Consider the following 26,178-nt stretch of genomic DNA (forward strand, 5'->3'; position numbering starts at 1 on the left):
TTCCCGTTGGTGGACTCTGGCTAGATTATCGTGCTGTGGGTCCGCGCAGGTACTACCCGGACGGGTGCATGAAAAAGGGGCGGCCACCGAAGTGACCACCCCTTTTCATGAATTACTAGTTTCCGACGCGGAAACGGGTTACTGCGGTTGCCTTGACGCCGGCTTCTTCGAGGACCTGTGCAACAGTCTTCTTGGAGTCCTTGGCGAATGCCTGATCAACCAGAACTTCACCCTTGTAGAAGCCCGTCACGCGGCCTTCCACGATCTTGGAAAGAGCAGCTTCGGGCTTGCCTTCAGCCTTTGCAGTCTCTTCCGCGATGCGGCGCTCGGACTCGACCAGTTCGGCCGGGACATCCTCGCGGGTCAGGTAGTTCGGTGCCATGGCTGCAACGTGGACAGCAATGTCGTGTGCGGCGGTGGCAGCGGCTTCGCCTTCACCGTCGACAGCGAACAGCACGCCGACCTGAGCCGGGAGGTCCTTGGACGTCTTGTGCAGGTAAGCGTCAACCGTGGTGCCCTCAACGCGGGAGATACGGCGGACAACAACCTTCTCGCCGAGGACTGCGCCTTCTTCGACGACAACCTCGGACAACGGCTTGCCGTCGACCTCGGTGGCCAGCAGGGTCTCGAGGTCGGCTGCGCCGGACTCGACTGCAACGTTGAGGACCTTGTCAGCCAGCTGGATGAACTTGTCAGCCTTGGCGACGAAGTCAGTCTCGCAGTTGACCTCGATCATTACGCCGACGCCGCCGTTGACCTTGGCAGCAACCAGGCCTTCAGCAGTGGAACGGCCTTCGCGCTTGGTAGCACCCTTGAGGCCCTTGATGCGGATGATCTCGATGGCCTTCTCAGCGTCACCGTTGGCTTCGTCAAGAGCCTTCTTGACGTCCATCATGCCGGCGCCGGTGCGCTCGCGCAGGGCCTTGATGTCAGCAGCAGTGTAGTTCGCCATGTGAACCCCTCTGTCTAGAAATTTGTGTGTTTACGGACTGACAGGACGGCAGCCCACCGTGTGAGCCGCCATCCTGTCAGTTGCCCCCGACGCTGTATCCAGCATCAGGGAAGGTCCAGATTTACTTGGCTGCTTCGGCTTCGCCGGCTGCAGCTTCAGTTGCTTCGGGAGCCTCGGCTGCGGGAGCTTCTGCTGCCGGTGCCTCGGTTGCCGCTGCTTCTTCGGCCTTGCTGCCTTCGAGGAGCTCGCGCTCCCACTCAGCCAGCGGCTCTTCCGGAGCTTCGGTGGTGCCCGTTGCGCGCTGGTTACGGGCGATGAGGCCCTCAGCTACGGCGTCGGCAACAACGCGGGTGAGCAGGTTGACGGAGCGGATGGCGTCGTCGTTACCCGGGATCGGGAAGTCAACTTCGTCGGGGTCGCAGTTGGTGTCCAGGATGGCAACAACCGGGATGTTCAGCTTCTTGGCTTCGTCGACAGCAAGGTGTTCCTTCTTGGTGTCAACAACCCAGAGAACCGAGGGAGCCTTGGTCAGGTTGCGGATACCACCGAGGTTGGACTCAAGCTTGGTGAGTTCACGCTTGAGGAGCAGGAGCTCCTTCTTGGTGTAAGCCGAGCCAGCGACGTCGTCGAAGTTGATCTCTTCGAGTTCCTTCATGCGCTGGATGCGCTTGGCGACGGTCTGGAAGTTGGTGAGCATACCGCCCAACCAACGCTGGTTGACGTAGGGCTGGCCAACGCGGGTAGCCTGCTCGGCAATTGCTTCCTGAGCCTGCTTCTTGGTGCCAACGAACAGGACGGTGCCGCCGTGGGCGACAGTAGCCTTGACGAACTCGTAGGCGCGGTCGATGTAGGACAGCGACTGCTGAAGGTCAATGATGTAGATGCCGTTGCGCTCCGTGAAGATGAAGCGCTTCATCTTCGGGTTCCAACGACGGGTCTGGTGTCCAAAGTGGACGCCGCTGTCAAGCAGCTGGCGCATAGTTACGACGGGCATGCCGACGCTCCTTCCGGCAGGTCATTCATGAGAGAGCCCATGGGACTGCTCTTACCCTGCCAATAGTTGACGGTTGTTTAGCCTTTGCCCGGTTGGGCGTGGCTCCTGGCATCCATTGCACTTCTCATCCGGCACAGAGCCTAAGCTCGGCCGGACCGCAAGAGGCGCAATCCTCCGCAGCATGAAGCCATGAGGCTTAGCTGGTGGAGGGCTGGATACGCGTAGTCAGCCTGGGACCCTCACATATCTGAATGAGACATGCTCCTGAACAAGCTTGAGGGCACAGCAAACTGCTCCACCAAGTGTACTACAGCGACCCCATTGATTTGACCGCGGGAAACCCACCCTTTGTCCACATACGGCAGTCAACGTATCGCATCGCCGGGGTTGCTCCGGAAGGCTGGTTCCATGACCGTTCTCAAGCTCACATTGACCACACTCCTTGCCGCCGCCATGGCTTTTGGCAACGCAAGCTCAGCTACGCCGGCAAGTCCGGATCCCACGATTACACAGTCGGGACAGGCTCAGTGGAGTTGGCCACTGTCCCCCAGGCCTTCCGTCCTTCGGACATTCGACCCGCCGGACAAACCGTGGCTCAGCGGGCATCGCGGTGTGGACCTGGGACCAACTCCCGACGGCGCTCCGGTCACCGCGCCGTCTGATGGCGTGGTGACCTTTGCCGGCGTCGTGGTTGATCGCCCGGTACTGACCATCGATCAGGGCAACAACCTCAAGAGCAGCTTCGAACCCGTGACCAGCGAACTCAAAAGCGGAGACGCTGTCCGCAAGGGGCAGGTCATCGGCACCTTGGAAGCCGGCCACTGCAGCAGCGCCACTTGCCTGCATTGGGGCGTGCGCCGCGCCGAGGACTACGTCAATCCGCTGGGCTTCGTGTCGGACATGCGGCCATCCGTACTGCTGCCGCTCAAGTGAGCTGCCGGCAACGCCAAAGTCCCCGCCGCACCTCCCCTGCTACTTCGGCGGACGTTCTAGACGATGGCCGAAACTCCAGTGATGGCACGGCCGGTCACCAGGGTGTTGATTTCGTGTGTGCCCTCGTAAGAGTAGATGGCTTCTGCATCCGAGAAGATCTTGGCCATGCCGTAGTCCGTGACGATGCCGTTACCACCCAGGATGCCGCGCCCCAAGGCGACACTTTCGCGCATACGCGCTGTAGTGAAAGCCTTTGCCAGAGCCGACTGTTCATCCTTGGCCACACCGGCGTCTTCGAGCTGGGCCAGACGAACCATCATGCCCATGGAGGCAACAGTATTTCCGAGGATTTGAACCAGTTGGTTTTGCACCAACTGGAACGCGGCAAGCGGACGCCCGAACTGCTGGCGCTCCACAGCGTAGCTGCGTGCAACATCGAAGGCAGCCATCTGCAGCCCCACAGCCTGCCACGCGACGGCCAGGCGGGTTACTTTGAGGACCTTGTTTGTATCGCGGAAGCTGTTACCGTTGGCGAGCTTGAAGAAGTCGGGAACCACCACATTGTCCAGAATGATGTCCGCGTTCTGCACCGTACGCAGGGAGATCTTGTTTTCAATCCTGGTGGCCGAGTAGCCGGGCAGGGAGGCGTCCACCAGGAACGCCTTGACTTGGTTGTCCGCCACGTCCTTGGCGTAGATGACCACCCAATCGGAGAAGGTGGCGTTGCCGATCCAGCGCTTGGCGCCGTTGAGGATCCAGTTGTCGCCGTCGCGCCTCGCTGTGGTGCGCGTTCCGCCAGCGACATCCGAACCACCCAGGGGCTCGGTCAGCCCGAAGGCGCCAATCTTCTTCAGTGAGTAAATGTCCGGCAGCCAGGCATCCTTCTGCTCCTGCGACGCGAGGGCTTCAATCGAGCCGGTAAAGAGACCATCATGGACACCCATGAAGGTAGCAATCGAAGCGTCCGCACGGGTCACTTCGGCGTGGAGCATGCCGGCGAACAGGTTGGAGTACCCCTGGCGGCGGACGGGGCTGACAAGGTCCAGTTCACCGAGCTTGGGAATGAGGTCCATGGGGAACTCGCCACGGTTCCAGCAATCCACGGCGATGGGCTTGACCTCACGCGCCAGGAATTCCCGGACCTCCGCAAGGCGGTCCTGCTCTTTTCCTGTCAGCATCTGCTCAAAGGCGTAGAAGTCACCGTCGGCATACGGAAGGGTGGTGGCGTCGAATGCAGCGTTGGACATATTCGCTCCTTCAAGGGTGGTCACCTGCGACCACGTCATGTCCGGACCAACTGCGCTGAACCCAAGGGGCGGCAGGGCAGCTAAGTTACCGGCGGGTAATAAGTTACTGATCAGTAACATACCGCAGGTTCTCCGTTCCCCGCAACGCTGGCGTTAGTCCACAGCGAGGGCCCCTCGGCATGTTCCGTTCTGGAAACCACAAACGCCCCCACCTGAGGGTGAGGGCGTTGAAACTGCGACGTTATTGGAAAAGTAGGGCTACTCGGACTTGAACCGAGGACCTTAGGATTATGAGTCCCGCGCTCTAACCAGCTGAGCTATAGCCCCGTGATGCCCGGTCCGGCCGCTGAAAACAGTAGTACCGGGCAAAGCACTCCAGCAATTCTAATAGGTGCCGGGCAGTGCTTTTGTCACACCACCATGTCCTCGTAGGACGCGCCCCGGTAGAGGTCCTCGAAAGTCTGGAGGGTGCCGTTGATGCTGTGCGGTTCCACCATCTCGCGGCTGAGCTTGCCCATGGCCTCAAGTTCGTCCTTGGGAAGCTCCACCAGCTGGGTAATCCTGGCAGCGAGTTCATTGGCGTCGTTCGGCGTGAAGAGATAGCCGTTCTCCCCGTCACGAACCAAGTGCGGAAGCGCCATGGCGTTGGCCAGCAGCACAGGAGTGGACGCAGACATGGCCTCCAGCGTCACCAGGGACTGAAGCTCGGCCGTGCCGGGCATGCAGAAGATGTCGGCCTTGATGTACGCCTCACGCAGGTCCTCGTCGCTGGCAAGCCCAAGGAATCTCACCCGGTCCCCCAGCCCAAGCTTGCCAACCTGGGCTTCAAGGGCAGGACGGACTTCGCCGCCACCCACGATTTCCAGGTTTACGTTGAGTTCGCGCGGGGTTTTGGCCACGGCATCGATCAGCACGTTAATGTGCTTCTCTTCGGCGAGGCGGCCCACGAACAGGACCGTGGGGTTTGCGTGTGGTTCGATGACCTCGCCGGGCTGGAGCTCGTAGGCCGACGAGTCGATCCCGTTGGAAAGGGGCAGGACTTTACGTAGGAAGGCGTGCTGGTGCATGGCCTTCGCGGCGAGTGGTGTCGGCGTAGTGACCACATCCGCCTGGCCCATGACCTTGCCCATGTCCTTCCAGGAAATCCGGCCAACGATGTCTTTGAACCACTGCGGGAACGGGAGGAACGGGTTGAGGTTCTCGGGCATGAAGTGGTTGGTGGCCACAATCCGGATTCCACGCTTAACGGCCTCGTAGAGGACGTGCTCGCCGATCATGTAGTGGCTCTGGATATGGACGACGTCCGGCTGGACCTTGTCGAAAAGAAGGCTGATTTCCTTCTTGATTTCCCACGGGAAGCAGATCCTGAAGTATTCGTGGGTGAAGACACCATGGGAGCGGAGCCGGTGAACGGTGGCTTCGTCGCGGAACTCGGTGTAGCTCTTGCCCGTGTCCGGACGGCAGGCCAACACATGCACGTTGTGCCCGCGTGCAGTCATCCCCTTGGCCAGGCGGTAGCCGAACTGGGCGGCACCGTTGACGTGCGGCGGGTAGGTATCCGCGGCAATCAGAATAGTGAGGGGCTTGTTGGTGTCGGGAATGGTCACGTGGAGAACTCCTGATGGTCACGGTGCGGACAGCGTTGCTTGTGGCAATGCTGCGGTGTCGCCGGGTTGCCGCCCGCAATAGCGGTGGCGCAAGGTAAAGCTCTGACCTAAGCCTTCCGGCTGGCAGCCGCCTTCGCGTCCTTCTTGCGTTTGGTGACTTCCGGATGGTGCCGGCTCAGGGCAATAACCCCCACGATAGCAAGCGTAGCGGCCGTGGCCATGGCGATGGCCATCACGGCGTGGACATCGGGACGAAGCTCACCAAGGATCACGATGCCGATTGCGATGCCCACCATGGGGTCGATAACGGTCAGACCTGCGATGACGAGGTCGGGCGGGCCCCCTGAGTACGCACTCTGGACAAACCAGGACCCCAGTCCCCCGGCGGCCACGATGGCAATGAGCGTGTACCACTGGACATTGAGCAGGAACAGGCCGTTGGGATCGAGCAAGTGCTTGCCGATAATGCGGGTCAGTACGGCGACAAAGCCGAACAGGACACCGGCTCCCAGGATGTAGATAAAGGCGCTCATGCGGTGTTTGAACATCACGGCCAGGGTGCCAAAAATGCCCACGGCGAGGGCCAGAAGGAGAACAATCGTCAGTTCGTCGTCGGCATTGACGTGATGGTTTTCCTGGGTGACATTGACTGCCAGCAGCACGAAAAGCGCTGAACCCGTGACACAGGCGCTGATGGCCACCACAGTGGCGCGGTTGATGCTGAGGCCTTGGTCCTTGGCGTTGACCACCGTTGTGATCACCAGGGCGATGGCGCCGATGGGCTGCACCACTGTGAGGGGTGCGGACACCAAAGCGATGGCGTTCATCACCATACCGAGGGCAAGGAACAACAGCCCGAGCATCCAGCGGGGGTTGCGCAGGAGCCGCAGGAACCCATTGGAGCTGAGCGCCAAGCCACCCGTATCGGCTTTTACCGCACTGCCTTGCCGCTGGGCGCCGATGGCGAGGAAGAAGGCACCAAGTACCGCGAGAAAAACCGCAAGCCAGACCATCAGCCTCGTCCGCCGTCGTCGGTTTTCAATTCTTTACCCTTACGCAAGATGGCCCAAAAATAGTTGTAGGCCGCAATCCAGTGGCCGATCAAGCCGAAGCCCAGGAACGTCCACGCCGCCACGAAGTAGACCTCGGTGAAAGCAATGGGCAGCTTGGACAGGACAAGCAACGGCGTGCCCACCAACAGCAGCGCCGTGCGGATTTTTCCAATAACGCTCACCGGCAGGTCCGGATGGCTGCGGAAGTAGATCAAGGATGCGATGGCCAGGACAGCGTCCGGGACAAGCAGAGCGGCCAGGTACCACCACTGCACGACGCCGGCAATCGCCAGCGTGAACGCGACGGCCAGCAGCGCGGCCCGGTCGGCCATCGGATCCAGGATCCGTCCAAGTTTGGAGGTCTGATCGAAGCGTCTGGCAATGTAGCCATCCACCCAGTCAGTACTGCCCATGATCACCAGCACCAGCACCGCGAAGCCGTACTCCTGCTCCGACAATACGAGCCAGACGAACAGTGGCACGCCCATGAACCGAAGGACCGTAAGGATGTTGGGGACAGTGAAGATGAGGTCATGATCGACCTGCGGCCGGTCGGGGTCCGACCCAGCTCCGATCAATCTCATCCTGTCCCCCTTCCTCGTCTTCAGTGTTTGGCGCCGCCGGGAGCTGCTACTTCTTCAGCAGCTTCCTCAGCGCAACAACGAAGACCACGGCAGCAGTGGCAAACGCTGCGAGGTCCTTCCACCGGGCGGCAAGCCGTTCGGTCAGGCTTTCGGGGACAGATTCTTCAAGGGCGGCAAACTTCGCTGCAGCGAATTCCTTGCCCTCTTGGAACTTTCCGTTCGCGCTTTCCAACAAAGCCTGACCCTGCTTCTTGACGTCCAGCTGTTCACCAAGTTCGTCGCGGACACCGGTCAGGTGTTCACGGCGCCGCTTCAGGCGGGAGCGAAGCTCAGCTTCGGTGGGTGCCTTGACCGCGTCTGCTTCCTTGGCGGCTTCCTTTGCAGCCTTTTCTGCCTTGGCCTTCTCCGCAGCTGCTTCCTTTTCAGCCTTGGCTGCCTTGGCGGCAGGTGAATTGGGATCAAGGATCGACTCGTCGAAGTCAGAACCTTCCTTGGCGATTCCGAGATCGTGCTTGATCCCACGGATGGTGTCCTCGGGGACCAAGGGCATGGCCTTCTTGAATTTGGCGATGCCGATCAAGGAAGCGATAGCCACAACGATCAGGAAAAAGGCTGCAACAACAAGTGCCGCCAGCCAGCCGGGCATGATCGTGGCCAAACCCAGGATCGCTGCGACAACCAGCGCGATCACTAGCAGCGCCAGGAAGACCAGCGCCACTCCGAAGAAGGCGCCGGCGATGCCAACCTGTGTGGCCTTTCGCTTGAGTTCTACTTTCGCCAGGGCGATTTCGTCGTTGAGTTGCCTCGGAGCCAGCCTTGCTACGAGCTTGAGGGTCTTCGGCAAAGTACGAATGGCTGGTCCTTGACTGGGCCGGCCGGTGTGACGTCCACTCATGGGTTCCGCCTAACTGCTTCCTCTGGGCATCGTGTAGGGCGAACGCGGCGGAAAACCATTGCCACGGACACCTGTCCTCAAAGCTATCATTCAGGTTCCTGCTGAACTTTCGGGATCCCGCCGTGGCGCGCCTGTCATACATCCAATAAATATGATCCGGGCCATAGGATAGATGATCGTGACCTCTCCCATTGCTCCGGGCGATTCTCTGAGCCGACGCGAAAAACTTGTCTACATTCTCCTGCTGGGTGCACTGACTGCCCTGGGTCCTTTCACCATCGACCTGTATCTTCCGGCGTTCCCCGCTTTGGAAGAGAGTTTTGATGTTTCGGCGGCAGCAATTCAGCTCACACTGACCGGGACAACCGTTGGCTTCGGGCTCGGCCAGCTACTGGTGGGGCCCTTCAGTGACAAGGTGGGGCGCCGGCTGCCCTTGATCCTGGCGACGGCTGTGCACATCGGCTCTTCGCTTGGAGCTGCGCTGGCCACGGACATCGGGATGCTCTCCCTATTCCGCGTACTCATGGGAATCGGCGCGGCCGGAGGTGGCGTGGTGGCCATGGCCATGGTCCGCGACCTCTTTCATGGCTATTCCATGGTCCGGATGTTCTCAAGGATGTCACTTGTCAACGGCCTGGCACCGATCCTTGCACCGGTCATCGGATCCCAACTGCTGCTGGCATTCCCCTGGCCGGGCATCTTCTACTTCCTGGCGGGTTATGGCCTGCTGGTGATCCTGGCCTCCATCTTCTTCATTCGGGAGACACTTCCGGCAGACCAGCGTGGAAAGTCCACCATCACGGTGGCACAACGCTATAAGACCGTCCTGACGGACAGGATTTTTGTGGGCATGGTCCTCGTAGGAAGCCTGAACTTCGGCGGGCTTTTCGCCTACCTCTCGGCCTCCACGTTCCTCTTCCAAAACGTCTATGGCTTCTCGCCGCAGGAATACGGCATCCTGTTCGGCATCAATTCCCTGGGCATCGTGGCCGGCGTGCAGATCAGCTCCCGCCTGATCCGGCGGGTGGCCCCGCAGTGGATTGTGGCGGGAGCCACGGTCTTCATGCTGTTCACTGCCCTCCTGATCGTGGTGCTTGACCTGTTTCAGGTGGGGCTGTTGGGAATCCTTATTCCGTTGTGGTTCTACATCTGCGCAACCGGCTTCATGTTCCCGTGTGTTCAGGTCCTGTCCTTGGCCAACCACGGCGCACAAGCGGGCACCGCTGCATCTCTCCTGGGAGCGTCCCAGTTCATGATGGCCGGAATTGTCCCCCCGGTTGTCGGTTGGCTGGGCGTCAGCTCCGCCGTCCCCATGGGTGCCGTCATGGCCGGCTGCATCACCGGCGCCATCGCCGCATTGTGGCTGGTAGTCCGGCCCCGCTCTGTTCCCTCCATCCATTAGCAGCAGCCCCGTAGGCTGTGACCATGACTAATAAACCGCACCGCAACGGCAGGGGCTTGTTCCTCGGTGCTTTGCTCGGCGCCGTCGCAGGCGCCCTTCTCGGTCGCGCCGCTGGCAGTGCGCTGTTTGGTGCCATCCTGGGTGCCGTGATCGGCGCCGCCGTGCTGTACCGCGTGAATCCTGGCCCTTGGAAGCGGGACTAGGCTAGCTGCCGTCGGCGACCCGCCGCCGTCGAGAGTCACCAAACCCTCCCCTAACCGCCTGCTGCAGGGCAGAATGGTGGCCAGCCGGGGTAACCGGTGCTGCAACCGGTGAAGGGGACATCACATGAGCACGGCTGTTGAATTTCGGGGCAACGTGCGCGGCATGGCAACTGTGCGGAGGTTGCCACTGACGCTGGTTCTCGTAGTGCTCCTCTGGGTGCTGGGCGCCGTCTCCGGTAGCCTCCTCAACGGCCCCGGCCAAGCTTTGTTGGATCAAGTGGGAATCGGCCTGGCGGTGGAACCCGGACCGTGGTGGTCCATCTTCACGTCCGCGTTCTTCGCCTCCTCCTTGCTGGACTATCTGGCCTGCACAGCAGTGATCCTGGTAGGTGTCGGCATCGCCGAACGCGTTTTGGGCCCTTGGCTTGCCCTGGCGGCTTTCATAGCCGGTTCAGCCCTCAGCGCCCTTGTGCTCGTAGTACTCGTAACCTTTGGAACGGATGCCAGCGACCAGTGGCTGAGTTTTCTGGGCGGAGAATATGTAGTGGGTGCCTACGGCGGCGCAGCCGCTGCCTTGGGATGCTCGACGGCGGCACTCGAGGCACTGTGGCGTCGCCGCCTGAGGACGTGGTTGCTGGCCGCCACGCTGATGTTTGCCCTGTTCGTGGGGGTCGCCCAAACCCTGCAGGCACTTGCCGGAGCCGTGATTGGCATTCTGGCGGGTTGGGTCATCCAGTCGCTGGTGCTGCGCCAACGGGCGGGGTCCCTCCACTCCTCAAGCCTTCGGGAGACGCGTTTCCTGGTGGGCACCGTGGTTGGAGTCTTCGCCGTTGGACCTTTGCTCACGCAACTGACCGGAACGTGGGAAATCGGACCCCTCTCCGTTGTTTCCGAGGTCATGCTCCAGGCCAGTCCCGACGCGGATGAGGTTCAGGAAGCGTGCAACAACGACACCAACTGTGTCACCTTGCAGAGCATCGTCGGCGTCCAGAGCTTCGGAGCGGCGATCCTGACACTGATTCCGGTTCTTCTGCTGCTCGTCTGCGCCGAGGGGCTCCGTCGTGGCCGCCGGCTCGCATACAGGCTGACGCTCGTCATCCAGCTGTATCTGGCTGCCGTGACTGTCCTGTCCATCGTCCAGTACGTTGCAGATCCGGACGTCACCTTAGGCGACGACGACTTTGCGTACCTCCTCCTGTACGCGGTCCCCGCAGTCCTCGCCCCTATCATCATCGTGGCGCTGCTGCTGGTAAATCGACATAAGTTCCGGGTGGAGTCGAGCGACGCCGGTTACCGTCTCCTTGGCCGGACCTCGCTCATCCTCGCCGTAGCTGCCGTCATCTGCTACGTCGCGTTCTGGTTCATTGAAGGCAACCCGGGACGCTCCACGCTGCTGGATCTTGCCGGGCAGCTGACACACATTCTGGTTCCCTTCCCTGTCCCGTTCGTGGTGGCCCTCCCGCAAGGGCTGCTAAGCACGGTGGTATACGGATTGGGCGGGGACATCATTTGGCTCTGCATCCTCGTACTTGTCCTGAACAACTTCCGTCGGTTCCGGATGCTCGCCACTGATCCAGCAGCAGATCTGGGCCACACCAGGGAGCTGTTGCACGATGGCGGCGGAACGTTGTCCTGGATGGCTCTATGGGACAACAACCAATACTGGTTTACCCCGGACAGGAAGGCCGGTGTTGCTTACCAGGTCCACAACGGCGTGGCCCTCACAGTTGCGGGGCCTTTTGGCGCAAGCGAACTCCATGCCGGGGCGGCAACGGGTTTCGTCAAGCACTGCTCCAGCCTTGGGCTGATTCCGTGCTTCTACTCAGCCACGGCAGAGCTCGACTCTGCGCTTCTCCCCCATGGCTTCAGGAAGCTGGAGGTGGCGGAAGAGACGCTCCTCAACGTCCAGGCCATGACCTTCAAGGGAAAGGAATGGCAAAACGTCCGCACGGCCTTGAACCGCGCAGACAAACTCTCCATCAAGGATCACTGGTACAGCTACCCTGCGATGCCGCCGGGAATCAGGGCACAGCTCGCCGAGATTTCCGAGGAGTGGGTGGCTGATAAGGCACTTCCTGAGATGGGCTTCACCTTGGGTGGCCTGAATGAGCTCAAAGACCCCGAGGTCCTTTGCTGTGTGGCTGTGGATGATGAAGGCTTGGTTCATGGCGTCACCAGCTGGCTTCCCGTCTTCAGGGACGGGGTCATCTCCGGATGGACCCTGGACTTCATGCGCCGCCGAACCACAGGCTTCAAAGGGGTCATGGAGTTCCTGATCGCTTCTGCGGTAACCCACTTCAAAGAGGAAGTGCCGCAAATCTCGTTGTCCGGCTCTCCGCTCGCCAATACTGGAGGAGGGGCAGGAGCCCATGGCGGCGAGGGAGACCACAGCGCTGTGGACCACAGCACCCTGGACCGCGTCCTTGCGCTCCTCGGGAACGCGCTGGAGCCCATGTATGGCTTCAAGTCGTTGGCAGCCTTCAAGTCGCGGTTCCAGCCTGAGCATCGCACCTTGTACATGTACTACCAGGACCCGTTGGCCTTGCCTTCCATTGGCATCGCCGTGGGGTCTGCCTACCTGCCGGGACTCTCCCCAGCACAAAGCGCGGGGCTGTTGCGGCAGATGGTAGCCAAGGAACCCGCCGCATGACGCCGGAGCGGAGTCCCCAGCCATGAACGACCTCCTGAAGGTTGAAATCAGCGGACCTGTGGTCATGACGATTGCCGGGGCGATCGGCGTCGGGTTCTTCCTGTTGCTGTTCCTTAGGCCGTCAGCACGCTGGGCCCTCACCGCGATCACGGCCATAGTGGTCGCAGCCCTTTTGGGATGGTTGACGGTGTGGATCGTGGAGGACGTCTTTCACGTGGGGCTGACACCGCGGGTGTGGTTCTGGGCGATTTCCTGCTTCGCAGCCCTGGGTCTCACCGCGGTCAGCTTCCGCCATAGCCCACGGTGGCGGAAAGTGGTGGCTGCGGTATCCATTCCTGTGTTCGTCGTTGTCGCGGCCCTCGGAATCAACACGGAGTTCGGCCTGAACAAGACGTTGGGCTCGGCCTTGGGAATTTCGACGGAGGATGCCATTCAACTGGCCAAACCGGACCCGGACGCCTCCATTCCGGCGGGTCCCTTGTGGCAGAGCTGGAAGCCCCCGGCCAACCTGCACGCGAAGGGCGAAGCCGGCACCCAGATCATTCCAGCTACCGCCTCCGGTTTCGACGCCAGACCGGCCGGCATCTACTTGCCCCCTGCTGCGCTGACAGCCAATCCGCCCAAGCTGCCCCTGTTCGTCCTCATGATGGGCCAACCGGGGCTGCCGGATCCCCAATACGTTTCCGCCGCCCTGGATGAGTTCGCGGCCAGGAACAACGGCCTGGCCCCTATCGCAATCGTCGCGGACCAGATAGGCCCGGACCAGAATGACACCCTCTGCCTGGACACCGCGAAGTACGGCAACGTGGAGAAGTACATCAACGAGGACGTGGTGAACTGGGCCAAAGCCAACTTGAACATCCTCCCCGACCGCGAACACTGGACCATCGCCGGATACTCCAACGGCGGCCAATGTGCCATTTCCTTCGCGGTCAAATACCCGGCGATGTGGGGCAACGTGGTGGACATCTCCGGCGAAGAGTTCCCCGGCGCGGAGGATCCGGCCGGCAACCTCGCAACGATCTTCAACGGTAACCAAGCTGCCTACGATGCCCAGAAGCCCATCAACATCATGAAGGGAAAGCAGTTCCCTGACACGACGGCAGTTTTCACCGTGGGTTCGGACGATACAACGTACGTGGCGGCCGCCAAGGCCGTCTCCGCAGCCGCACGGGATGCAGGCATGACTGTGACGTACTACGAGGTGCCCAATGGCGGTCATGTGGGCCTGGCGCTCAATGCAGGACTCACGAAGGGCTTTGAGGTTCTCTATCCGCGGTTGGGTCTGTCCAAGTAGGGCTTACCCTTTTCCGGTCCACTCGCGGGCGATAAAGTTGAGATGTACCACATTGGCAAGAGCTGCAGCCGCTACCGGCACCGTGGCAGCGTCGGGATGAACGCATCCTGCCGCTGTGGTGGGACAGGCTGTGCTCGGTGACCAGCCCACAATCGGCTGCCCTCTACGCCGCCGGGCTCTTCACGGACGACCGTCGCCGCCCCATTGCCCAGTGGTACAACCCCGAAACGGACGCCGCGCTGCTGGTCGCGCCGGAGACCTCACCTGAATGGCCGGTCCAGCGCTTCGGCATCTTCTATGCCCCGCCGGGTGGTGGCTTTACCCGCGTCTACTCGGCGCCCCACGAGTGGCACCCCCGCGAGCCCAGAACTCCGCCCACCGAGCAGGATTCGTTCCTGGCTGCCGTGGCCGAAGCAGCCCGTTTCCTGCAAGTGGAGATGGATTTCGTCTGAGAAAAAGGCGGACCCCGTACAAGCAGTGAAGCCGGTACGGGGTCCTTATGCTCCTCCGACTGGACTTGAACCAGTAACCCTTCGATTAACAGTCGAATGCTCTGCCAATTGAGCTACGGAGGAATGAAGCGGTTATGACTTTAGCAAAGGTTCTACCGAAATGCGAAATCGGCCTGCATACCCCTGGGGGGTATAAAAATGCCCCCGCTCCGAAGGATCGGAACGGGGGTATTGTGCGCTCCTCCGACTGGACTTGAACCAGTAACCCTTCGATTAACAGTCGAATGCTCTGCCAATTGAGCTACGGAGGAATGAAGCGGTTACTAGCTTAACAGGGGCCCGCCGGAAAACGAAATCGGCGCTTTCAGCCGTCCGAACGCAGCGCCCTGCGCTCCATTTCGAGCTGCATGAGCTCCCGGTTCAGCCGCTGGAATTCCTCCGGGTTGGCTCCTGCATCCAAGCGTTGCAGCTGCCCCATCTTGTCTGCCTTGATCCGGGTGATCTGCAATTCGAAGAGACGGGCCAGGATATCGCGGCAGTATCTCTGCATGGCCTCGGGGGTGCTTGCCGGCAAGGGCGTTACGGCCAGCTCCGAGACCAAAGGCCGTAGCGGTTCCGGAACTTCCTGGCGGACCTGTTCCACCCAGGCCACAGGGTCATCCGAGTGGGCGAGGCCCGCAGCGCGCACGGCCGTGTGGACGGCCGCATAAGCAGGCGTGGTGAAGTGTGAGGCCTCGAAGCGTTCCCAGGCTCCCCCGCCCAGCACTCCCGGCTCCTGGAGGACAACCTCAAGCGCCTGGCGTTCCATACTGGCTATGGGGTCCCTGGGGTCGGGCCGCTGGAAGACCGGGCCGCTCGACGGCGGTGCTGCCGCCGTCGCCTGTCCTGCGGGGCCTGCAGTGGTGGCTGTGCCTCCGCCGGAAGCGGCTCGCTTGGCGGCCGCCCCGACGTAACCGCTGACTTCCTCGATGGGCATGCCCAACCAGCCGGCCAGGTTGCGCGTGTAGCCGGGCCTGGTGGCGGAATCCCGTATCTGTGCCACCACGGGCGCGGCTTCGCGCAGCGCAGCTACACGGCCTTCCACGGTGTCCAAATTGTGGCGGCGGAGAGTGGCCCGGATAGCGAATTCGAAGAGTGGCTTGCGGGTGTTGATGAGTTCACGGACCGCGGCGTCGCCCTTTAGTTGGCGGAGATCACAGGGGTCGGCGCCGGAGGGCTCCACTGCGACGTACGTCTGGGCGGTGAAGCGTTGGTCTTCCTCGAAAGCACGCAGAGCCGCCTTCTGGCCGGCGGCGTCGCCATCGAAGGTAAAGATGACCTCTCCCCCGCTGCCGTCGTCGGAGAGCAGCCGCCGGGCAACCTTGATGTGCTCGGTACCGAAGGCAGTACCGCAGGTGGCTACCGCCGTCGTGACTCCAGCGAGGTGGCAGGCCATAACGTCGGTGTATCCCTCGACCACCACCAGTTGCCGTTCCTTGGCGATGTTCCGCTTGGCGATGTCGATCCCGTAGAGCACCTGGGACTTCTTGTAGAGCGTGGTCTCAGGAGTGTTCAGGTATTTGGGGCCCTGGTCGTCTTCAAAAAGTTTGCGGGCACCGAAGCCGATAGTGTCGCCCGCGATGTCCCGGATGGGCCAAATCAGCCTCCCGCGGAAGCGATCGTAAATTCCGCGGTTCCCTTCGGAGAACATGCCTGTGAGCTTCAACTCGGCATCGGTGAACCCACGGCCGCGGAGGTGCTTCAGGAGGGCGTCCCAGCCCTGGGGCGCATAGCCGACACCGAAATGCTCTGCGGCAGCTCGGTCAAAACCGCGGCCATCCAGGAAGTTGCGCCCTTCGGCCGCTCCGGGTGTCAGAAGCTGTGCGCGGAAGAACTCGTCAGCGATCTTGTGTGCATCCAGCAGGCGCTGGCGCTTGCCCACTTCCTCGCGACTGGGACCGGTGCCGCCGTCCTCGTAGCGCAGCTCGTAACCGATTCTGGCGGCAAGTTTCTCCACGGCTTCATGAAACGAGCTGTGGTCCATTTTCTGCACGAAGGAGATGGCGTCGCCGTCCTCACCGCAGCCGAAGCAGTGGTACCTGCCCACCTGCGGGCGGACTGTGAACGAGGGAGAGCGTTCGTCGTGGAAGGGGCACAGTCCCTTGAAACTACCCAGCCCGGCGCCCTTGAGAGTGACGTAACCGTCAACAACTTCCTTGATATCCGTGCGCTGGCGTACTTCGTCGATATCTTCACGTTTGATCAGGCCAGCCACGTGACCATCCTAGTCGCTTGCCCCAAGAGTCCCCGCCGTTAACGGAACACCGGAAGGCTTACCAGAGCGACGGGAGGCTGCCCACGAGCCGCTCGTACATAGCCAACGCTGACACATCCGTCAGCGACGCCACCTGGTCAATCACTACGCGCAGCCGCGCACCGTCGTCGACGGCGTCACGCCAGTCCGCGGCGAACATCGGCTCAAGGTGACGGTCGCCCGTGGCGTTCAAAACACCAACCAGTGCATGCAGCACTTCGCGTTGGCGCTCGTACACCGGCTGGCGGTGGTCGGTGGAGATGACGAAAGTGGTTGCCAGGCCCTTGAGGACCGCAATTTCGGTGACGGTGTCCTCGGGGACCATGAGTTCGGCGTCGTAGCGGGTCAGATTTGCTGGTCCGAAATGAGCGCGCGTAGTTTCCATGGCACTCTGGCAGAACCGGCCGATCAACTGACTGGTCATGTCCTTCAAGGCAGCCATGGATTTCCGGCTGCCATCAGCTTCGCGGACCCAGACCTTGGTTGCCTCCAGCCGCGCAAGGGCGGCATCAATTTCGGCGGGATCGTTGTGCGGCAGGTACCACTGCTTGGTATAGCCCACCACGCGCGCACGGTGGTCCGGGTTTTCCATCCATTTGAGCTGGAAATGGCCGGCGACGATCGCGTCCTCGACGTCATGGACCGAATACGAGATGTCGTCCGCAAGGTCCATCACCTGGGCCTCGATGCACGACCGGTTGCCTGGAGCGCCTTCCCGGAGCCATTCGAACACCGGAAGATCGTCTTCGTAAGCGCCGAACTTACTGGTGCGGTGGCCATGGATCACAGGGGCGTCGACGGCGGACCACGGGTATTTGGATGCAGCATCCAGGCTGGCACGGGTCAGGTTAAGCCCTGCTGGCCTGCCGTCCTCGGCGAGTACTTTTGGTTCGAGCCGCGTCAGCAGCCGCAAGGTCTGGGCGTTGCCTTCGAAACCACCAATGGTGTGCGCTACTTCGTTCAGCGCGGACTCACCATTGTGGCCGAAGGGCGGATGGCCAAGATCGTGGCTCAGGCATGCAGTGTCCACCACGTCAGGATCGCACCCCAGGGAGCGGCCCAGCTCGCGGCCCACCTGGGCTACTTCGAGGCTGTGTGTAAGCCGGGTGCGGACAAAATCGTCCGTGTCCGGGGCAACTACCTGCGTTTTGGCACCGAGCCTGCGCAACGCCGAAGAGTGCAGGACCCTGGCGCGGTCCCGTTCAAAGTCCGAGCGATAGTTGCTCTTGCGCGGCTCTTCGACCCACCGCGCGGAATCTGCCTCGGCGTAACCGGGGATGGCCAGCACAAAATCGTGAGCCGTCCCGTCTTGGCCAAGTATCGCTTCGGTTCCCATGGGTATCTGCCTCCTTCAAGCGCCGGGGTGTGGAGCTTCTTGAGTCAGTCTTACACGCGTGAGGCTAGCCGCCCGAAACGTCCAGCTCCGCGGCCGAGATATCCGCGCTCTGTTCAGCGTTCAGCTGACGGCTCACCAACCAGTCCTTGGGCAAGGCCGGCTTCTTGGGCGAACCCGCACGGCCGCGGGGGCCCTCGGAATCGACTCCCGGATAAGGCGAGTCCATGTCCAGTTCATCAAGGTATTCGCGCAGCACCTCAAGGGTGGGCACGGTGGCCAGCTTGGCACGGAGCTCGCCGCCCACTACGTAGCCCTTGAAGTACCAGGCCATGTGCTTGCGGATCTCGCGGAGGGCCTTGTATTCATCGTTCCCGAACGTTTCCACCATGAGCTCGGCGTGACGATAGACGCCTTCAGCAACTTCGCGGAGGCCCGGACGATGCCGCTGGTCGCTGCCTTCGAAGGCTGCTTGCAGGTCACCGAAAAGCCATGGCCTGCCCTGGCATCCGCGGCCCACAACCACGCCGTCCACGCCGGTCTCCCGCACCATGCGGACTGCGTCCTCAGCGGACCAAATGTCGCCGTTGCCCAGCACAGGGATGTCAGGGAGCGCCTCACGGAGCCTGGCAATAGCGGACCAGTCGGCCTGGCCGGAATAGAACTGGGCTGCAGTCCGGCCGTGGAGGGCAACAGCGGCCACTCCGGCGTCGCGGGCGATGCGGCCGGCGTCGAGGTACGTCAAGTGGTCCTCGTCGATGCCTTTGCGCATCTTGATCGTCAGGGGAACATCGCCCTTGGACGCTTCCTTGACCGCGGTCTGGACAATCGATGTAAAAAGGTCAATCTTCCAGGGCAGCGCCGATCCGCCACCGCGCCGGGTAACCTTGGGCACCGGGCAGCCGAAGTTGAGGTCGATGTGATCAGCTCGGTCCTCTTCCACGAGCATCCGCACTGCGGCGCCCACTGTCACCGGATCCACACCGTAGAGCTGCACGGACCGGACTTTCTCGTCCTCATCATGCGAGATGATGCGCAACGATTCCGGCGTGCGCTCCACCAACGCACGCGAGGTCACCATCTCGGCTACGTACATGCCGCCACCATATTCACGGCAGAGCCTGCGGAAGGCAGAGTTGGTGATACCCGCCATGGGGGCAAGGATTACCGGGGTGTCCACGGTGATCCCACCGAGCTTCAAAGGCGGGAGCTCGAGCTTTGGTGCAGGGGGCGTCGCTACTACAGTCACCTATCCATTGTTGCAAAGTCAGGCAAATCGGCGGACAGGCAGCCGAATTCCGTGCTTGTTCGCCCACGCGTACGCAGTACGGCGGGCGTGGCGAACAAGAACAGGGCTCGGGTTTAGGTGGCGTCCTTCGTGCCTCCGCGCCGCTCAGCCTCCCGCTGGGCACGGCGGCTGCCCGGCCGCGCCGGCTTGCCGGAATGGTCAAGGCGCGTACCGGCGTCGTGCTTGTCATGCTGGTCTGAACCTACGACGGCGGCGGCTGCTGCCAGCGAACCGGTGTCGTTAAGCTCATCAGCGGTTACGGTCGGCCCACCGGCTGCGACGAGGCGCTTCATGCCGGTGGCCTTGACCACCAGGACGGCAATCAGCGTAGTGACCGGGATGGCGAGGACAAGGCCGATGGAGCCCACCAAAGTACGGATGACTTCCTCGGATAGCTCCGCACTGGTCAGCGCTTCATCGAGGGGGCGGTCATAGAGCATCACAATGATAAGGATGGGAAGCGCGGCTCCGGCGTACGCAAAAGCGATGGTGTAGACCGTGGAGGCAATGTGGTCCCGGCCGATCCTCATGGCAGAGGAAAACAGCTTGCGGGCACTGGTGTTGGGCGCGAGTTCGTAGAGTTCCCACACCGCAGAGGACTGCGTAATGGTGACGTCGTTAAGCACGCCCAGGCCGGAGATGATGAGGCCGCACAGGATGATCCCTGAAATGGAGATCTGGGGTGACATGTTCACCAACGTTGAGGCGTCGTGGTTCCCCACTCCAGCCAGGTTGGCGGCGTCCGTAGCCCAGGCCGCCAGCAAAGCAGTGATGCTCAGGCCAAATATGGTGCCCAACAAAGCCGTGGACGTTCGCGCCGAGAATCCGTGCGCGAAGTACAGGACCCCGATCATGATCACCGTGGATCCCACCAACGCGAGCAAGAGCGGCGGCTTGCCCTCCACCAAACCCGGCAGGATAAAGCTGACCAGGACGAAGTAGGCACCTACCAAGCCAAGAAGTGCCCGGAAGCCCCGCCACCGTGCCACCGCGATGACAACGGCGGCGTACAGGACGGCCAGGAGTGCGATGGGGATGCTACGGACGAAGTCTACGAAAACGTAGGCAGGAGCACCGCTTCCGGCATTCGTACCTTGGACGGCGGACAGGTTGAGATACCGGATGGAGTCCCCCACGTCCACGCCGTGGGACATGGCGACGTCAGGGTTAATAACAACCTTGACCACGTCCCCGCCCTTATCCGGCTCGGTGAAGGCGAAGGTGCACTGGGATCCGCCGGACTGGTTGTTTTGGCCAGCGTCAATCTGACCGGTGTTGGGTTGGCCGGTGTCGCTTTGGCCAGTATTGCTTTGGCCCGTCTGTGTGCAGCTTTCCACCACCACGCTCTGAATCCGGCCCGTATCGAACGTGACCCCCGGGGCAGCCTGGTACGGGCTCGAGAACGAGATCCCTTCCCGACTGCCTGAGGGCCACATGACCATCATGGCCACGAGCGTCAGGACGCCCAGCGGAACAAGTATGGCCGCCAGAATCCAGTTTGCCCTCTTCCGCGATGCAAGAGCCTGCGGCGTTGGCTCGGAATTTTCAGAATGACCGTGGGAGTGGCCCATCAGCAGCAAAACCTCATGCCCTTAACCCTACGCGGGACCGAACACCCGCAAAGTCAGGCACTTAACGCAAGATCCCACGCGGCCCGCAGATTACGGGCAGCGTGGGATCCTGATGTGCAAAATACAATCAGTCGCTAACGATCAAGGTGTCGGCACCCCGCACGTGGGCTTTTCCGGATTCCAGCAGCGGCTCCAGAACTGCGCGCAGCGCCGTCATGGACTCATCAACTTCCAGCAACACGGGGTGTTGGTAGGCGATGAGCGCCAGGAGGTCCCGCACAGCAAATGCTGCCTCCTCGGCGGACAGCTCGGGGTCATGCCCCAGGAAGACATCCGAAGGCTCATCGGAGTCGCCTTGGGCGTAACTGATGGCGAACGCCTGGATTTTGCCCTTGCGGCTTGCCGGAACGCCTTGGCCGAAGGCACTGGCCTTGGGCGCGCGCAGGACGATTGCGCCGTGGGCGCCAGTCAGGTCATGCAGGAACAGACGCTGCACCGTAGGGATGCTGAGCTCCCCCGGGCTGTCCCAATGGTGGACGTGCGAGTAGTACTTTCCCACCACATCGCTCAGCTCCACCGACCCCGTGGCCAGGTCTTCCACACGCTCGGAAGCGGCTTCCTCGGAACCGTCGCCGAACCGCGGCAAGGACAGGGGTTCAGGGTCAACCACCACCAACTGCGAACGCTGAATGGGTGCAAGTCCCGCAGCCGCAGCGAATGCCGCACCTGCGGTATCCGGCTCCACCTTGCTGCGCAGCTTGGAAACGCCCGACGGCGAGTTCCCGGCTTCGCGGCGAAGCATGGTCAGCAGGGTGGCACCCACCCCTTCACGGCGGTGGTCCTTGGCAACCTCGATGTAGGCCCAGAGTCGCTCCGGGTGCAGGGATGCCTCGTGGACAACGCCGGCGGCAACGGGAATACGCACGCCGTCCACCACGTCCTCAGCCACGATGCAGCGGCGCCAGGGCTGGTTGCTGGACGGCGCCAGGGCCGCCCTGAACTGCTCAGCGGGAAGGGTCTCCGGGCCACCCCAGATTTCCAGGAGGGCGAGGTCGTCGCCCTCTTTCCATTCGCGGTACTCCAAAGCCACGACTAGGCGCCGATCAGGCGTGCAGCCAGGTAGCCCTCAACCTTGTCCAGGGACACGCGTTCCTGGCTCATGGTGTCGCGCTCACGAATGGTCACGGCCTGGTCCTCAAGGGTGTCGAAGTCCACCGTGATGCAGAACGGGGTACCGATCTCGTCCTGGCGACGGTAACGGCGGCCGATGGCGCCGGCGTCGTCGAAGTCGATGTTCCAGTTCTTGCGCAGCTGGGCGCCAAGCGCCTTGGCCTTCGGGGACAAGTCCTCGTTGCGGCTCAGCGGCAGGACTGCGGCCTTGACCGGCGCCAGGCGTGGATCCAGCTTCAGCACAGTACGGACATCGACGCCGCCCTTGGCGTTGGGTGCCTCGTCCTCGGTGTACGCATCAATCAGGAAGGCCATGAAGGAACGGGTCAAGCCGGCGGCGGGCTCGATCACGTACGGGGTGTAGCGCTCGTTGGTGGCCTGGTTGAAGTAGCTCAGGTCCGTGCCGGAAGCCTTGGCATGCGTGGAAAGGTCGAAGTCCGTGCGGTTGGCGATGCCCTCGAGCTCGCCCCACTCGGAGCCCTGGAAACCGAAGCGGTATTCGATGTCCGTGGTGCCCTTGGAGTAGTGGCTGAGCTTCTCCAGCGGGTGCTCGAAGAAACGGAGGTTGTCTTCACGGATGCCCAGGTCCGTGTACCAGGACATTCGCTCCTTCATCCAGTACTGGTGCCACTCTTCATCGGTTCCGGGCTCGACGAAGAACTCCATCTCCATCTGCTCGAATTCGCGGGTACGGAAGATGAAGTTGCCCGGCGTGATCTCGTTGCGGAACGACTTGCCGATCTGGCCAATGCCGAACGGCGGCTTCTTCCGCGACGTGGTGAGCACGTTGTTGAAGTTCACAAAGATGCCCTGGGCGGTTTCCGGACGCAGGTAGTGCATGCCTTCGTCGCTGGCCACCGGGCCGAGGAAAGTCTTGAGCAGGCCGGAGAATTCCTGGGGCTCGGTCCACTGGCCGCGGGTGCCGCAGTTTGCGCAGGCAATGTCCTTGAGGCCGTTTTCTGCCGGGCGGCCCTTCTTTTCCTCGTACTCTTCTTCGAGGTGGTCGGCACGGTAGCGCTTGTGGCAGGACAGGCATTCAACCAGGGGGTCGGAGAAGACCTCCACGTGGCCGGATGCTTCCCATACCTGGCGGGGAAGGATGACGGAGGAATCCAGGCCTACAACGTCCTCACGGCCGCGGACCATGCTCTGCCACCACTGGCGCTTGATGTTTTCCTTCAGTTCAGCGCCGAGGGGACCGTAATCCCATGCCGAACGGGAGCCACCATAGATTTCACCGGCCTGGAAGACAAAGCCCCTCCGCTTGGAGAGGGAAATGACCTGGTCAAGGACGGATTTTGCTGCCATGGGTAACTCCATTTGTTCTACAGGGCCGCTGGGTGCGGTCCGCGGTGGTTTGCCCCGGAATCCGGACGAGGTTGTCCGGCGGGGTGATGGGGGGAAAGTTTGTTGATTCCTACCCTACCGGCCTTTGGGAGAGACTCTTCGTGCGAAAGCTCCCTTGGGCCAGGGCAGTGTGGCCACGATGATCGCAGCGAGCGTCAGGACCGTACCCAGCACCGTGGGCAAGGCGACCACAGCGCCGGGACTGGGGATCACGACGTCGAGCACCAACGACCCCACCAACTGCCCGGCGATCATGCCCAAACCGGTGATCAGGACCCCAAGACTCCGGACCAGCAGCGCCGCCAGGCCGATGAACAGGCAGCCCATGGGGCCGCCAAGGTAGTACCACCACTCGCTGGGAAGCGGATTTCCAGGCCCGGCCATAGAAAGCTTGAAAATCCACGCGATCCACAGAATGAGCGACCCCGCAATGAAGTTGACCAGCGTGGCTGCGATTGGCGTTCCGTAGTGGACCGTTGCAGTTCCGTTCATGGCCTGCTGGAAGCTCATAAAGAATCCGGCGGCCAGCGGCAGGAGAACGGGCAGGACGAGCGAGGCAATGTCGGTGTCGCCGCTGAACCGCGGGGAAACTGCCCACGCGACGGCGGCCACCGTCAGGACACTGCCTATGACCCGGACTCCTGTGATGGCGCGTTTTCCTCCCGGTCCGATGCCCATCCGGTCCACGAGCAGTCCACTCAACGTCTGTCCGGTCACGGCTGCGACTGTGAACAACGCGACACCCAGCAGGGCAACAGTGAACGACTGGGCAAAGACGAACAACGCTCCGATGGCACCGGCCATGACGTAGAACCGGGGGAAGCTGCGGTTCCGGACGGCAGGAATGATGCGCTGGAGCCCTGCCCTGCCCTTGGGTGTGGCAAGTGAGATGGCACTGATGAGGATGAGTCCTGTGGTGAAGCTCACCACAGCCGCGGCGATGCCGTCTCCCAGTTTGGCGCCGAGGGCCCCGTTGATCCTTCCTTGAAGCGGGATAACCAGGCCCGTCGCTACTGCGATGGGAAGGCCAATGACCAGCGGAAGGGCGGGACGGGGAGAAGGCTGCGGCACCGTCACCACACTACTTCAGGCATCATTGCTGTATGAGCAACCCCGAAATTGAAGAGATCCCCATCCGCGACGACATGATCCGACTCGGCCAGCTGTTGAAGCTCGCCAACTTGGTGGAGGACGGGGTTGAAGCCACGGAGCTCATCAAGAACGGCTTGGTCAAAGTCAACAACGAAATCGATGACCGCCGCGGACGCCAGCTCCACGTTGGCGATACCGTGACCGTCAATGGCCAGACGGTCCGGATCACCGCAGCCTGACAGACTGAAAACTCAGTCAGTGAGCACCTTGTGGGTGAGGAATTCGCCCACGTGTCCGATCTCCTGCTGGTTGATGCCGTGCCACATCCCCGTGTAAAGCACTTTGGTGAGGTCAACGTGCTTGCGCACCCAGCCCATGGTGTATTCGATCTTGTCCTGAGTAATGACGGGATCCTGCTGGTCGCGGCCCCAGAACATCGGTAGCGTTCCGTCCAGTTCGTCGTCCCGGAAGGCTGCGTCAGCGCCGGCGTCGATCACAAAGCCTGAAAGCCCGACGACGGCAGCGAAGTCCGCGGGACGGTAGCGGAGCATGGTGGTGGCCATGGCCATGCCCATGGAGAAGCCAAGCAACGTCACTGAAGAGTGGTTGGCTTTGACTGTGTCCAGCCATTCAAGGGCGTACTCGGCTGCCTGCTTTACAGCTCCCAATGAATAGTCGATGGACGCCGTTAGGGGGAACCACGTGAAGCCCGGGCCCATGGGCATCGGGGCCCGAAGGGCGGCCACCACAAAGCCGTCGGGCAGCAATCCGGCCAAGCTGAACAGGTCGTCCTCGTTGGAGCCGTAACCGTGGAGCAGGAGCAGGAGCGGCTTGCCTGCACGCTCTGATTCGTCGTGGGACCACAGGACAACGGGAGCGGGAAATGTGGGTGCTTCAGTCATGGGTCCATTCTTGCAGTTACCCGCCAGTAACAACCTACGGTGGCGTAGGGTCGACGTCACGGTGCAGGATATGAGCGTGAGTGAGAACAATCCTTTACTGAAGACGGGCGAGCCCGTTCCAAAGCACCCTTGGACCCGATATGTGGCCCTGGGTGACTCCTTCACCGAGGGCATCGGCGACCCCGAGCCCCGAAACCCCGGCGGTCACCGTGGTTGGGCGGACCGGGTTGCGGAGGAACTGGGCCGCAGCCAGGAAGACTTCGCCTATGCCAACCTTGCTATCCGTGGCAGGCTGCTGCAGCAGATTATCGATGAACAAGTCGGCCCCTGCTTGGAACTGCAGCCTGACCTCGTGTCCATTTCGGCCGGCGGAAACGATCTCATCCGTCCCGGCGGCGATCCCGATCTGCTGGCCGAAAAGCTCGACGCCGCAGTCGCGGAGCTGAGCTCGGGCGGTGCCACAGTGGTGCTTTTCAACGGCCCGGACACGGCAACTTCAGTGCTCGGGCGTATCCGCGGCAAGGTGGCCATCTACAACGAGAACCTCAGGACGGTAGCTGCACGCCACGACGCCATCATCGCGGATATGTGGTCCTTGAGGCAGTTGGCGGATCCCCAGATGTGGGACGTTGACCGCCTTCACTTCTCGCCGCTTGGCCACCACACCATAGCCATGATGGTTTTGGAGGCGTTGAACGTCGAGCACACGCTCGAGCCCCTGATGCCCAAGTCCCTTCCGCCGCGCACATGGCGTGAGGCCCGCTCTTCCGACCTCGTCTGGGCACGTGAGTACTTTGTCCCGTGGGTGATCCGGCGCCTTCGGCATCAGTCCTCCGGCGACGGCATCACACCAAAGCGTCCGACGCCGGGACCCGTCTTCGGCTCCACCGGCACCTTGCTGCCGCGCCGCTGAG

At 61.9% G+C, this 26,178-nt stretch carries 23 protein-coding genes and 3 tRNA genes; 8 read left to right on the forward strand and 18 right to left on the reverse strand.

All coding sequences use genetic code 11. The features are described from left to right. Window positions 1-115 precede the first annotated feature (115 nt). Window positions 116-952 (reverse strand): translation elongation factor Ts, encoded by an 837-nt coding sequence (tsf, locus tag ACIQTW_RS17875; RefSeq protein WP_011774217.1) that lies wholly within the window; start codon window positions 950-952, stop codon window positions 116-118. Between the two features lie 121 nt (window positions 953-1,073). After that, window positions 1,074-1,946, reverse strand: a complete 873-nt coding sequence (gene rpsB / locus ACIQTW_RS17880) for a 30S ribosomal protein S2 (RefSeq protein WP_017199410.1) — start codon at window positions 1,944-1,946, stop codon at window positions 1,074-1,076. A gap of 408 nt (window positions 1,947-2,354) precedes the next feature. Here rpsB and ACIQTW_RS17885 point away from each other — a divergent pair, with 408 nt between their 5' ends. Next, on the forward strand, window positions 2,355-2,879 hold the full coding sequence (locus tag ACIQTW_RS17885; protein WP_402939640.1) for a M23 family metallopeptidase: 525 nt from the start codon (window positions 2,355-2,357) through the stop codon (window positions 2,877-2,879). A gap of 56 nt (window positions 2,880-2,935) precedes the next feature. Here ACIQTW_RS17885 and ACIQTW_RS17890 read toward each other — a convergent pair whose 3' ends face one another. The 6 genes from ACIQTW_RS17890 to ACIQTW_RS17915 all read right to left on the reverse strand — a co-directional run bounded on the left by ACIQTW_RS17890 (window position 2,936) and on the right by ACIQTW_RS17915 (window position 8,264). Further along, a complete protein-coding gene (locus tag ACIQTW_RS17890) occupies window positions 2,936-4,126 on the reverse strand; it encodes an acyl-CoA dehydrogenase family protein (protein WP_402939643.1) in 1,191 nt (396 codons plus the stop codon). Between the two features lie 253 nt (window positions 4,127-4,379). Next, window positions 4,380-4,453: transfer RNA gene (locus ACIQTW_RS17895), tRNA-Ile, on the reverse strand. 83 nt (window positions 4,454-4,536) lie between these two features. Continuing rightward, window positions 4,537-5,733, reverse strand: coding sequence for a glycosyltransferase (locus tag ACIQTW_RS17900; RefSeq protein ID WP_402939646.1), 1,197 nt, complete (start codon window positions 5,731-5,733; stop codon window positions 4,537-4,539). Window positions 5,734-5,840: 107 nt separating this feature from the next. Next, a complete protein-coding gene (locus ACIQTW_RS17905) occupies window positions 5,841-6,746 on the reverse strand; it encodes a DMT family transporter (protein WP_402939649.1) in 906 nt (301 codons plus the stop codon). Continuing rightward, complete coding sequence (locus ACIQTW_RS17910) at window positions 6,746-7,369, reverse strand: CDP-alcohol phosphatidyltransferase family protein (protein ID WP_402939651.1); 624 nt, start codon at window positions 7,367-7,369, stop codon at window positions 6,746-6,748. Before ACIQTW_RS17910 ends, ACIQTW_RS17905 begins: the two co-directional genes overlap by 1 nt. Before the next feature lie 46 nt (window positions 7,370-7,415). Next, entirely contained in the window at window positions 7,416-8,264 is an 849-nt protein-coding gene (locus ACIQTW_RS17915) for a phage holin family protein (protein WP_402939654.1), read from the reverse strand. A gap of 172 nt (window positions 8,265-8,436) precedes the next feature. Here ACIQTW_RS17915 and ACIQTW_RS17920 point away from each other — a divergent pair, with 172 nt between their 5' ends. The 5 genes from ACIQTW_RS17920 to ACIQTW_RS17940 all read left to right on the forward strand — a co-directional run bounded on the left by ACIQTW_RS17920 (window position 8,437) and on the right by ACIQTW_RS17940 (window position 14,268). Beyond that, window positions 8,437-9,666 carry a multidrug effflux MFS transporter gene (locus ACIQTW_RS17920; RefSeq protein ID WP_402939657.1) on the forward strand — a complete coding sequence of 410 codons (1,230 nt, stop codon included), beginning with the start codon at window positions 8,437-8,439 and terminating at the stop codon, window positions 9,664-9,666. Between the two features lie 23 nt (window positions 9,667-9,689). Continuing rightward, window positions 9,690-9,869 (forward strand): glycine zipper domain-containing protein, encoded by a 180-nt coding sequence (locus ACIQTW_RS17925; RefSeq protein WP_017199401.1) that lies wholly within the window; start codon window positions 9,690-9,692, stop codon window positions 9,867-9,869. 124 nt (window positions 9,870-9,993) lie between these two features. After that, window positions 9,994-12,519, forward strand: coding sequence for a bifunctional lysylphosphatidylglycerol flippase/synthetase MprF (locus tag ACIQTW_RS17930; RefSeq protein ID WP_402939661.1), 2,526 nt, complete (start codon window positions 9,994-9,996; stop codon window positions 12,517-12,519). A gap of 22 nt (window positions 12,520-12,541) precedes the next feature. Beyond that, window positions 12,542-13,816: an alpha/beta hydrolase gene (locus tag ACIQTW_RS17935; protein ID WP_402939664.1), complete on the forward strand. Its 1,275-nt coding sequence runs from the start codon at window positions 12,542-12,544 to the stop codon at window positions 13,814-13,816. 62 nt (window positions 13,817-13,878) lie between these two features. After that, window positions 13,879-14,268, forward strand: coding sequence for a hypothetical protein (locus ACIQTW_RS17940; protein ID WP_218649751.1), 390 nt, complete (start codon window positions 13,879-13,881; stop codon window positions 14,266-14,268). A 50-nt stretch (window positions 14,269-14,318) separates the two neighbouring features. On the opposite strand, the gene ACIQTW_RS17945 is transcribed toward ACIQTW_RS17940, so the two are convergent. The 9 genes from ACIQTW_RS17945 to ACIQTW_RS17985 all read right to left on the reverse strand — a co-directional run bounded on the left by ACIQTW_RS17945 (window position 14,319) and on the right by ACIQTW_RS17985 (window position 24,350). Beyond that, window positions 14,319-14,391 (reverse strand) — tRNA-Asn (locus ACIQTW_RS17945). A gap of 115 nt (window positions 14,392-14,506) precedes the next feature. Beyond that, a tRNA-Asn gene (locus tag ACIQTW_RS17950) sits at window positions 14,507-14,579 on the reverse strand. Between the two features lie 53 nt (window positions 14,580-14,632). Continuing rightward, entirely contained in the window at window positions 14,633-16,522 is a 1,890-nt protein-coding gene (dnaG, locus tag ACIQTW_RS17955) for a DNA primase (RefSeq protein WP_402939667.1), read from the reverse strand. A 58-nt stretch (window positions 16,523-16,580) separates the two neighbouring features. After that, a complete protein-coding gene (locus tag ACIQTW_RS17960; RefSeq protein WP_402939669.1) occupies window positions 16,581-17,897 on the reverse strand; it encodes a deoxyguanosinetriphosphate triphosphohydrolase in 1,317 nt (438 codons plus the stop codon). Between the two features lie 64 nt (window positions 17,898-17,961). Then, window positions 17,962-19,143: a tRNA dihydrouridine synthase DusB gene (gene dusB / locus ACIQTW_RS17965; protein WP_402939672.1), complete on the reverse strand. Its 1,182-nt coding sequence runs from the start codon at window positions 19,141-19,143 to the stop codon at window positions 17,962-17,964. 113 nt (window positions 19,144-19,256) lie between these two features. Next, on the reverse strand, window positions 19,257-20,753 hold the full coding sequence (locus tag ACIQTW_RS17970; protein WP_402939675.1) for a YibE/F family protein: 1,497 nt from the start codon (window positions 20,751-20,753) through the stop codon (window positions 19,257-19,259). Window positions 20,754-20,880: 127 nt separating this feature from the next. After that, complete coding sequence (locus tag ACIQTW_RS17975; protein ID WP_402939677.1) at window positions 20,881-21,843, reverse strand: GNAT family N-acetyltransferase; 963 nt, start codon at window positions 21,841-21,843, stop codon at window positions 20,881-20,883. Window positions 21,844-21,845: 2 nt separating this feature from the next. Then, window positions 21,846-23,231, reverse strand: coding sequence for a glycine--tRNA ligase (locus tag ACIQTW_RS17980; protein WP_402939680.1), 1,386 nt, complete (start codon window positions 23,229-23,231; stop codon window positions 21,846-21,848). 114 nt (window positions 23,232-23,345) lie between these two features. Further along, entirely contained in the window at window positions 23,346-24,350 is a 1,005-nt protein-coding gene (locus tag ACIQTW_RS17985) for a DMT family transporter (RefSeq protein ID WP_402939682.1), read from the reverse strand. 23 nt (window positions 24,351-24,373) lie between these two features. Here ACIQTW_RS17985 and ACIQTW_RS17990 point away from each other — a divergent pair, with 23 nt between their 5' ends. Then, entirely contained in the window at window positions 24,374-24,601 is a 228-nt protein-coding gene (locus tag ACIQTW_RS17990) for an RNA-binding S4 domain-containing protein (protein ID WP_062067368.1), read from the forward strand. A 12-nt stretch (window positions 24,602-24,613) separates the two neighbouring features. Here ACIQTW_RS17990 and ACIQTW_RS17995 read toward each other — a convergent pair whose 3' ends face one another. Next, window positions 24,614-25,264 (reverse strand): alpha/beta hydrolase, encoded by a 651-nt coding sequence (locus ACIQTW_RS17995; RefSeq protein ID WP_402939686.1) that lies wholly within the window; start codon window positions 25,262-25,264, stop codon window positions 24,614-24,616. A gap of 70 nt (window positions 25,265-25,334) precedes the next feature. Between ACIQTW_RS17995 and ACIQTW_RS18000 the strand changes: the two genes are divergently transcribed. Beyond that, the gene (locus tag ACIQTW_RS18000; protein ID WP_402939689.1) at window positions 25,335-26,177 is read left to right on the forward strand and encodes an SGNH/GDSL hydrolase family protein; all 843 of its coding nucleotides are present in this window, start codon (window positions 25,335-25,337) and stop codon (window positions 26,175-26,177) included. Window position 26,178: the final 1 nt, after the last annotated feature.

It is taken from the genome of Paenarthrobacter sp. NPDC090517, assembly GCF_044769165.1.
GTDB lineage: Bacteria > Actinomycetota > Actinomycetes > Actinomycetales > Micrococcaceae > Arthrobacter.

Bases quoted from the DNA above. Each gene is read 5' to 3' on its own strand.
- tsf (WP_011774217.1), bottom strand. From the start codon at position 952: ATGGCGAACTACACTGCTGCTGACATCAAGGCCCTGCGCGAGCGCACC.
- rpsB (WP_017199410.1), bottom strand. From the start codon at position 1,946: ATGCCCGTCGTAACTATGCGCCAGCTGCTTGACAGCGGCGTCCACTTT.
- ACIQTW_RS17885 (WP_402939640.1), top strand. From the start codon at position 2,355: ATGACCGTTCTCAAGCTCACATTGACCACACTCCTTGCCGCCGCCATG.
- ACIQTW_RS17890 (WP_402939643.1), bottom strand. From the start codon at position 4,126: ATGTCCAACGCTGCATTCGACGCCACCACCCTTCCGTATGCCGACGGT.
- ACIQTW_RS17905 (WP_402939649.1), bottom strand. From the start codon at position 6,746: ATGGTCTGGCTTGCGGTTTTTCTCGCGGTACTTGGTGCCTTCTTCCTC.
- ACIQTW_RS17910 (WP_402939651.1), bottom strand. From the start codon at position 7,369: ATGAGATTGATCGGAGCTGGGTCGGACCCCGACCGGCCGCAGGTCGAT.
- ACIQTW_RS17915 (WP_402939654.1), bottom strand. From the start codon at position 8,264: ATGAGTGGACGTCACACCGGCCGGCCCAGTCAAGGACCAGCCATTCGT.
- ACIQTW_RS17920 (WP_402939657.1), top strand. From the start codon at position 8,437: ATGATCGTGACCTCTCCCATTGCTCCGGGCGATTCTCTGAGCCGACGC.
- ACIQTW_RS17925 (WP_017199401.1), top strand. From the start codon at position 9,690: ATGACTAATAAACCGCACCGCAACGGCAGGGGCTTGTTCCTCGGTGCT.
- ACIQTW_RS17930 (WP_402939661.1), top strand. From the start codon at position 9,994: ATGAGCACGGCTGTTGAATTTCGGGGCAACGTGCGCGGCATGGCAACT.
- ACIQTW_RS17935 (WP_402939664.1), top strand. From the start codon at position 12,542: ATGAACGACCTCCTGAAGGTTGAAATCAGCGGACCTGTGGTCATGACG.
- ACIQTW_RS17960 (WP_402939669.1), bottom strand. From the start codon at position 17,897: ATGGGAACCGAAGCGATACTTGGCCAAGACGGGACGGCTCACGATTTT.
- ACIQTW_RS17970 (WP_402939675.1), bottom strand. From the start codon at position 20,753: ATGGGCCACTCCCACGGTCATTCTGAAAATTCCGAGCCAACGCCGCAG.
- ACIQTW_RS17980 (WP_402939680.1), bottom strand. From the start codon at position 23,231: ATGGCAGCAAAATCCGTCCTTGACCAGGTCATTTCCCTCTCCAAGCGG.
- ACIQTW_RS17990 (WP_062067368.1), top strand. From the start codon at position 24,374: ATGAGCAACCCCGAAATTGAAGAGATCCCCATCCGCGACGACATGATC.
- ACIQTW_RS17995 (WP_402939686.1), bottom strand. From the start codon at position 25,264: ATGACTGAAGCACCCACATTTCCCGCTCCCGTTGTCCTGTGGTCCCAC.
- ACIQTW_RS18000 (WP_402939689.1), top strand. From the start codon at position 25,335: ATGAGCGTGAGTGAGAACAATCCTTTACTGAAGACGGGCGAGCCCGTT.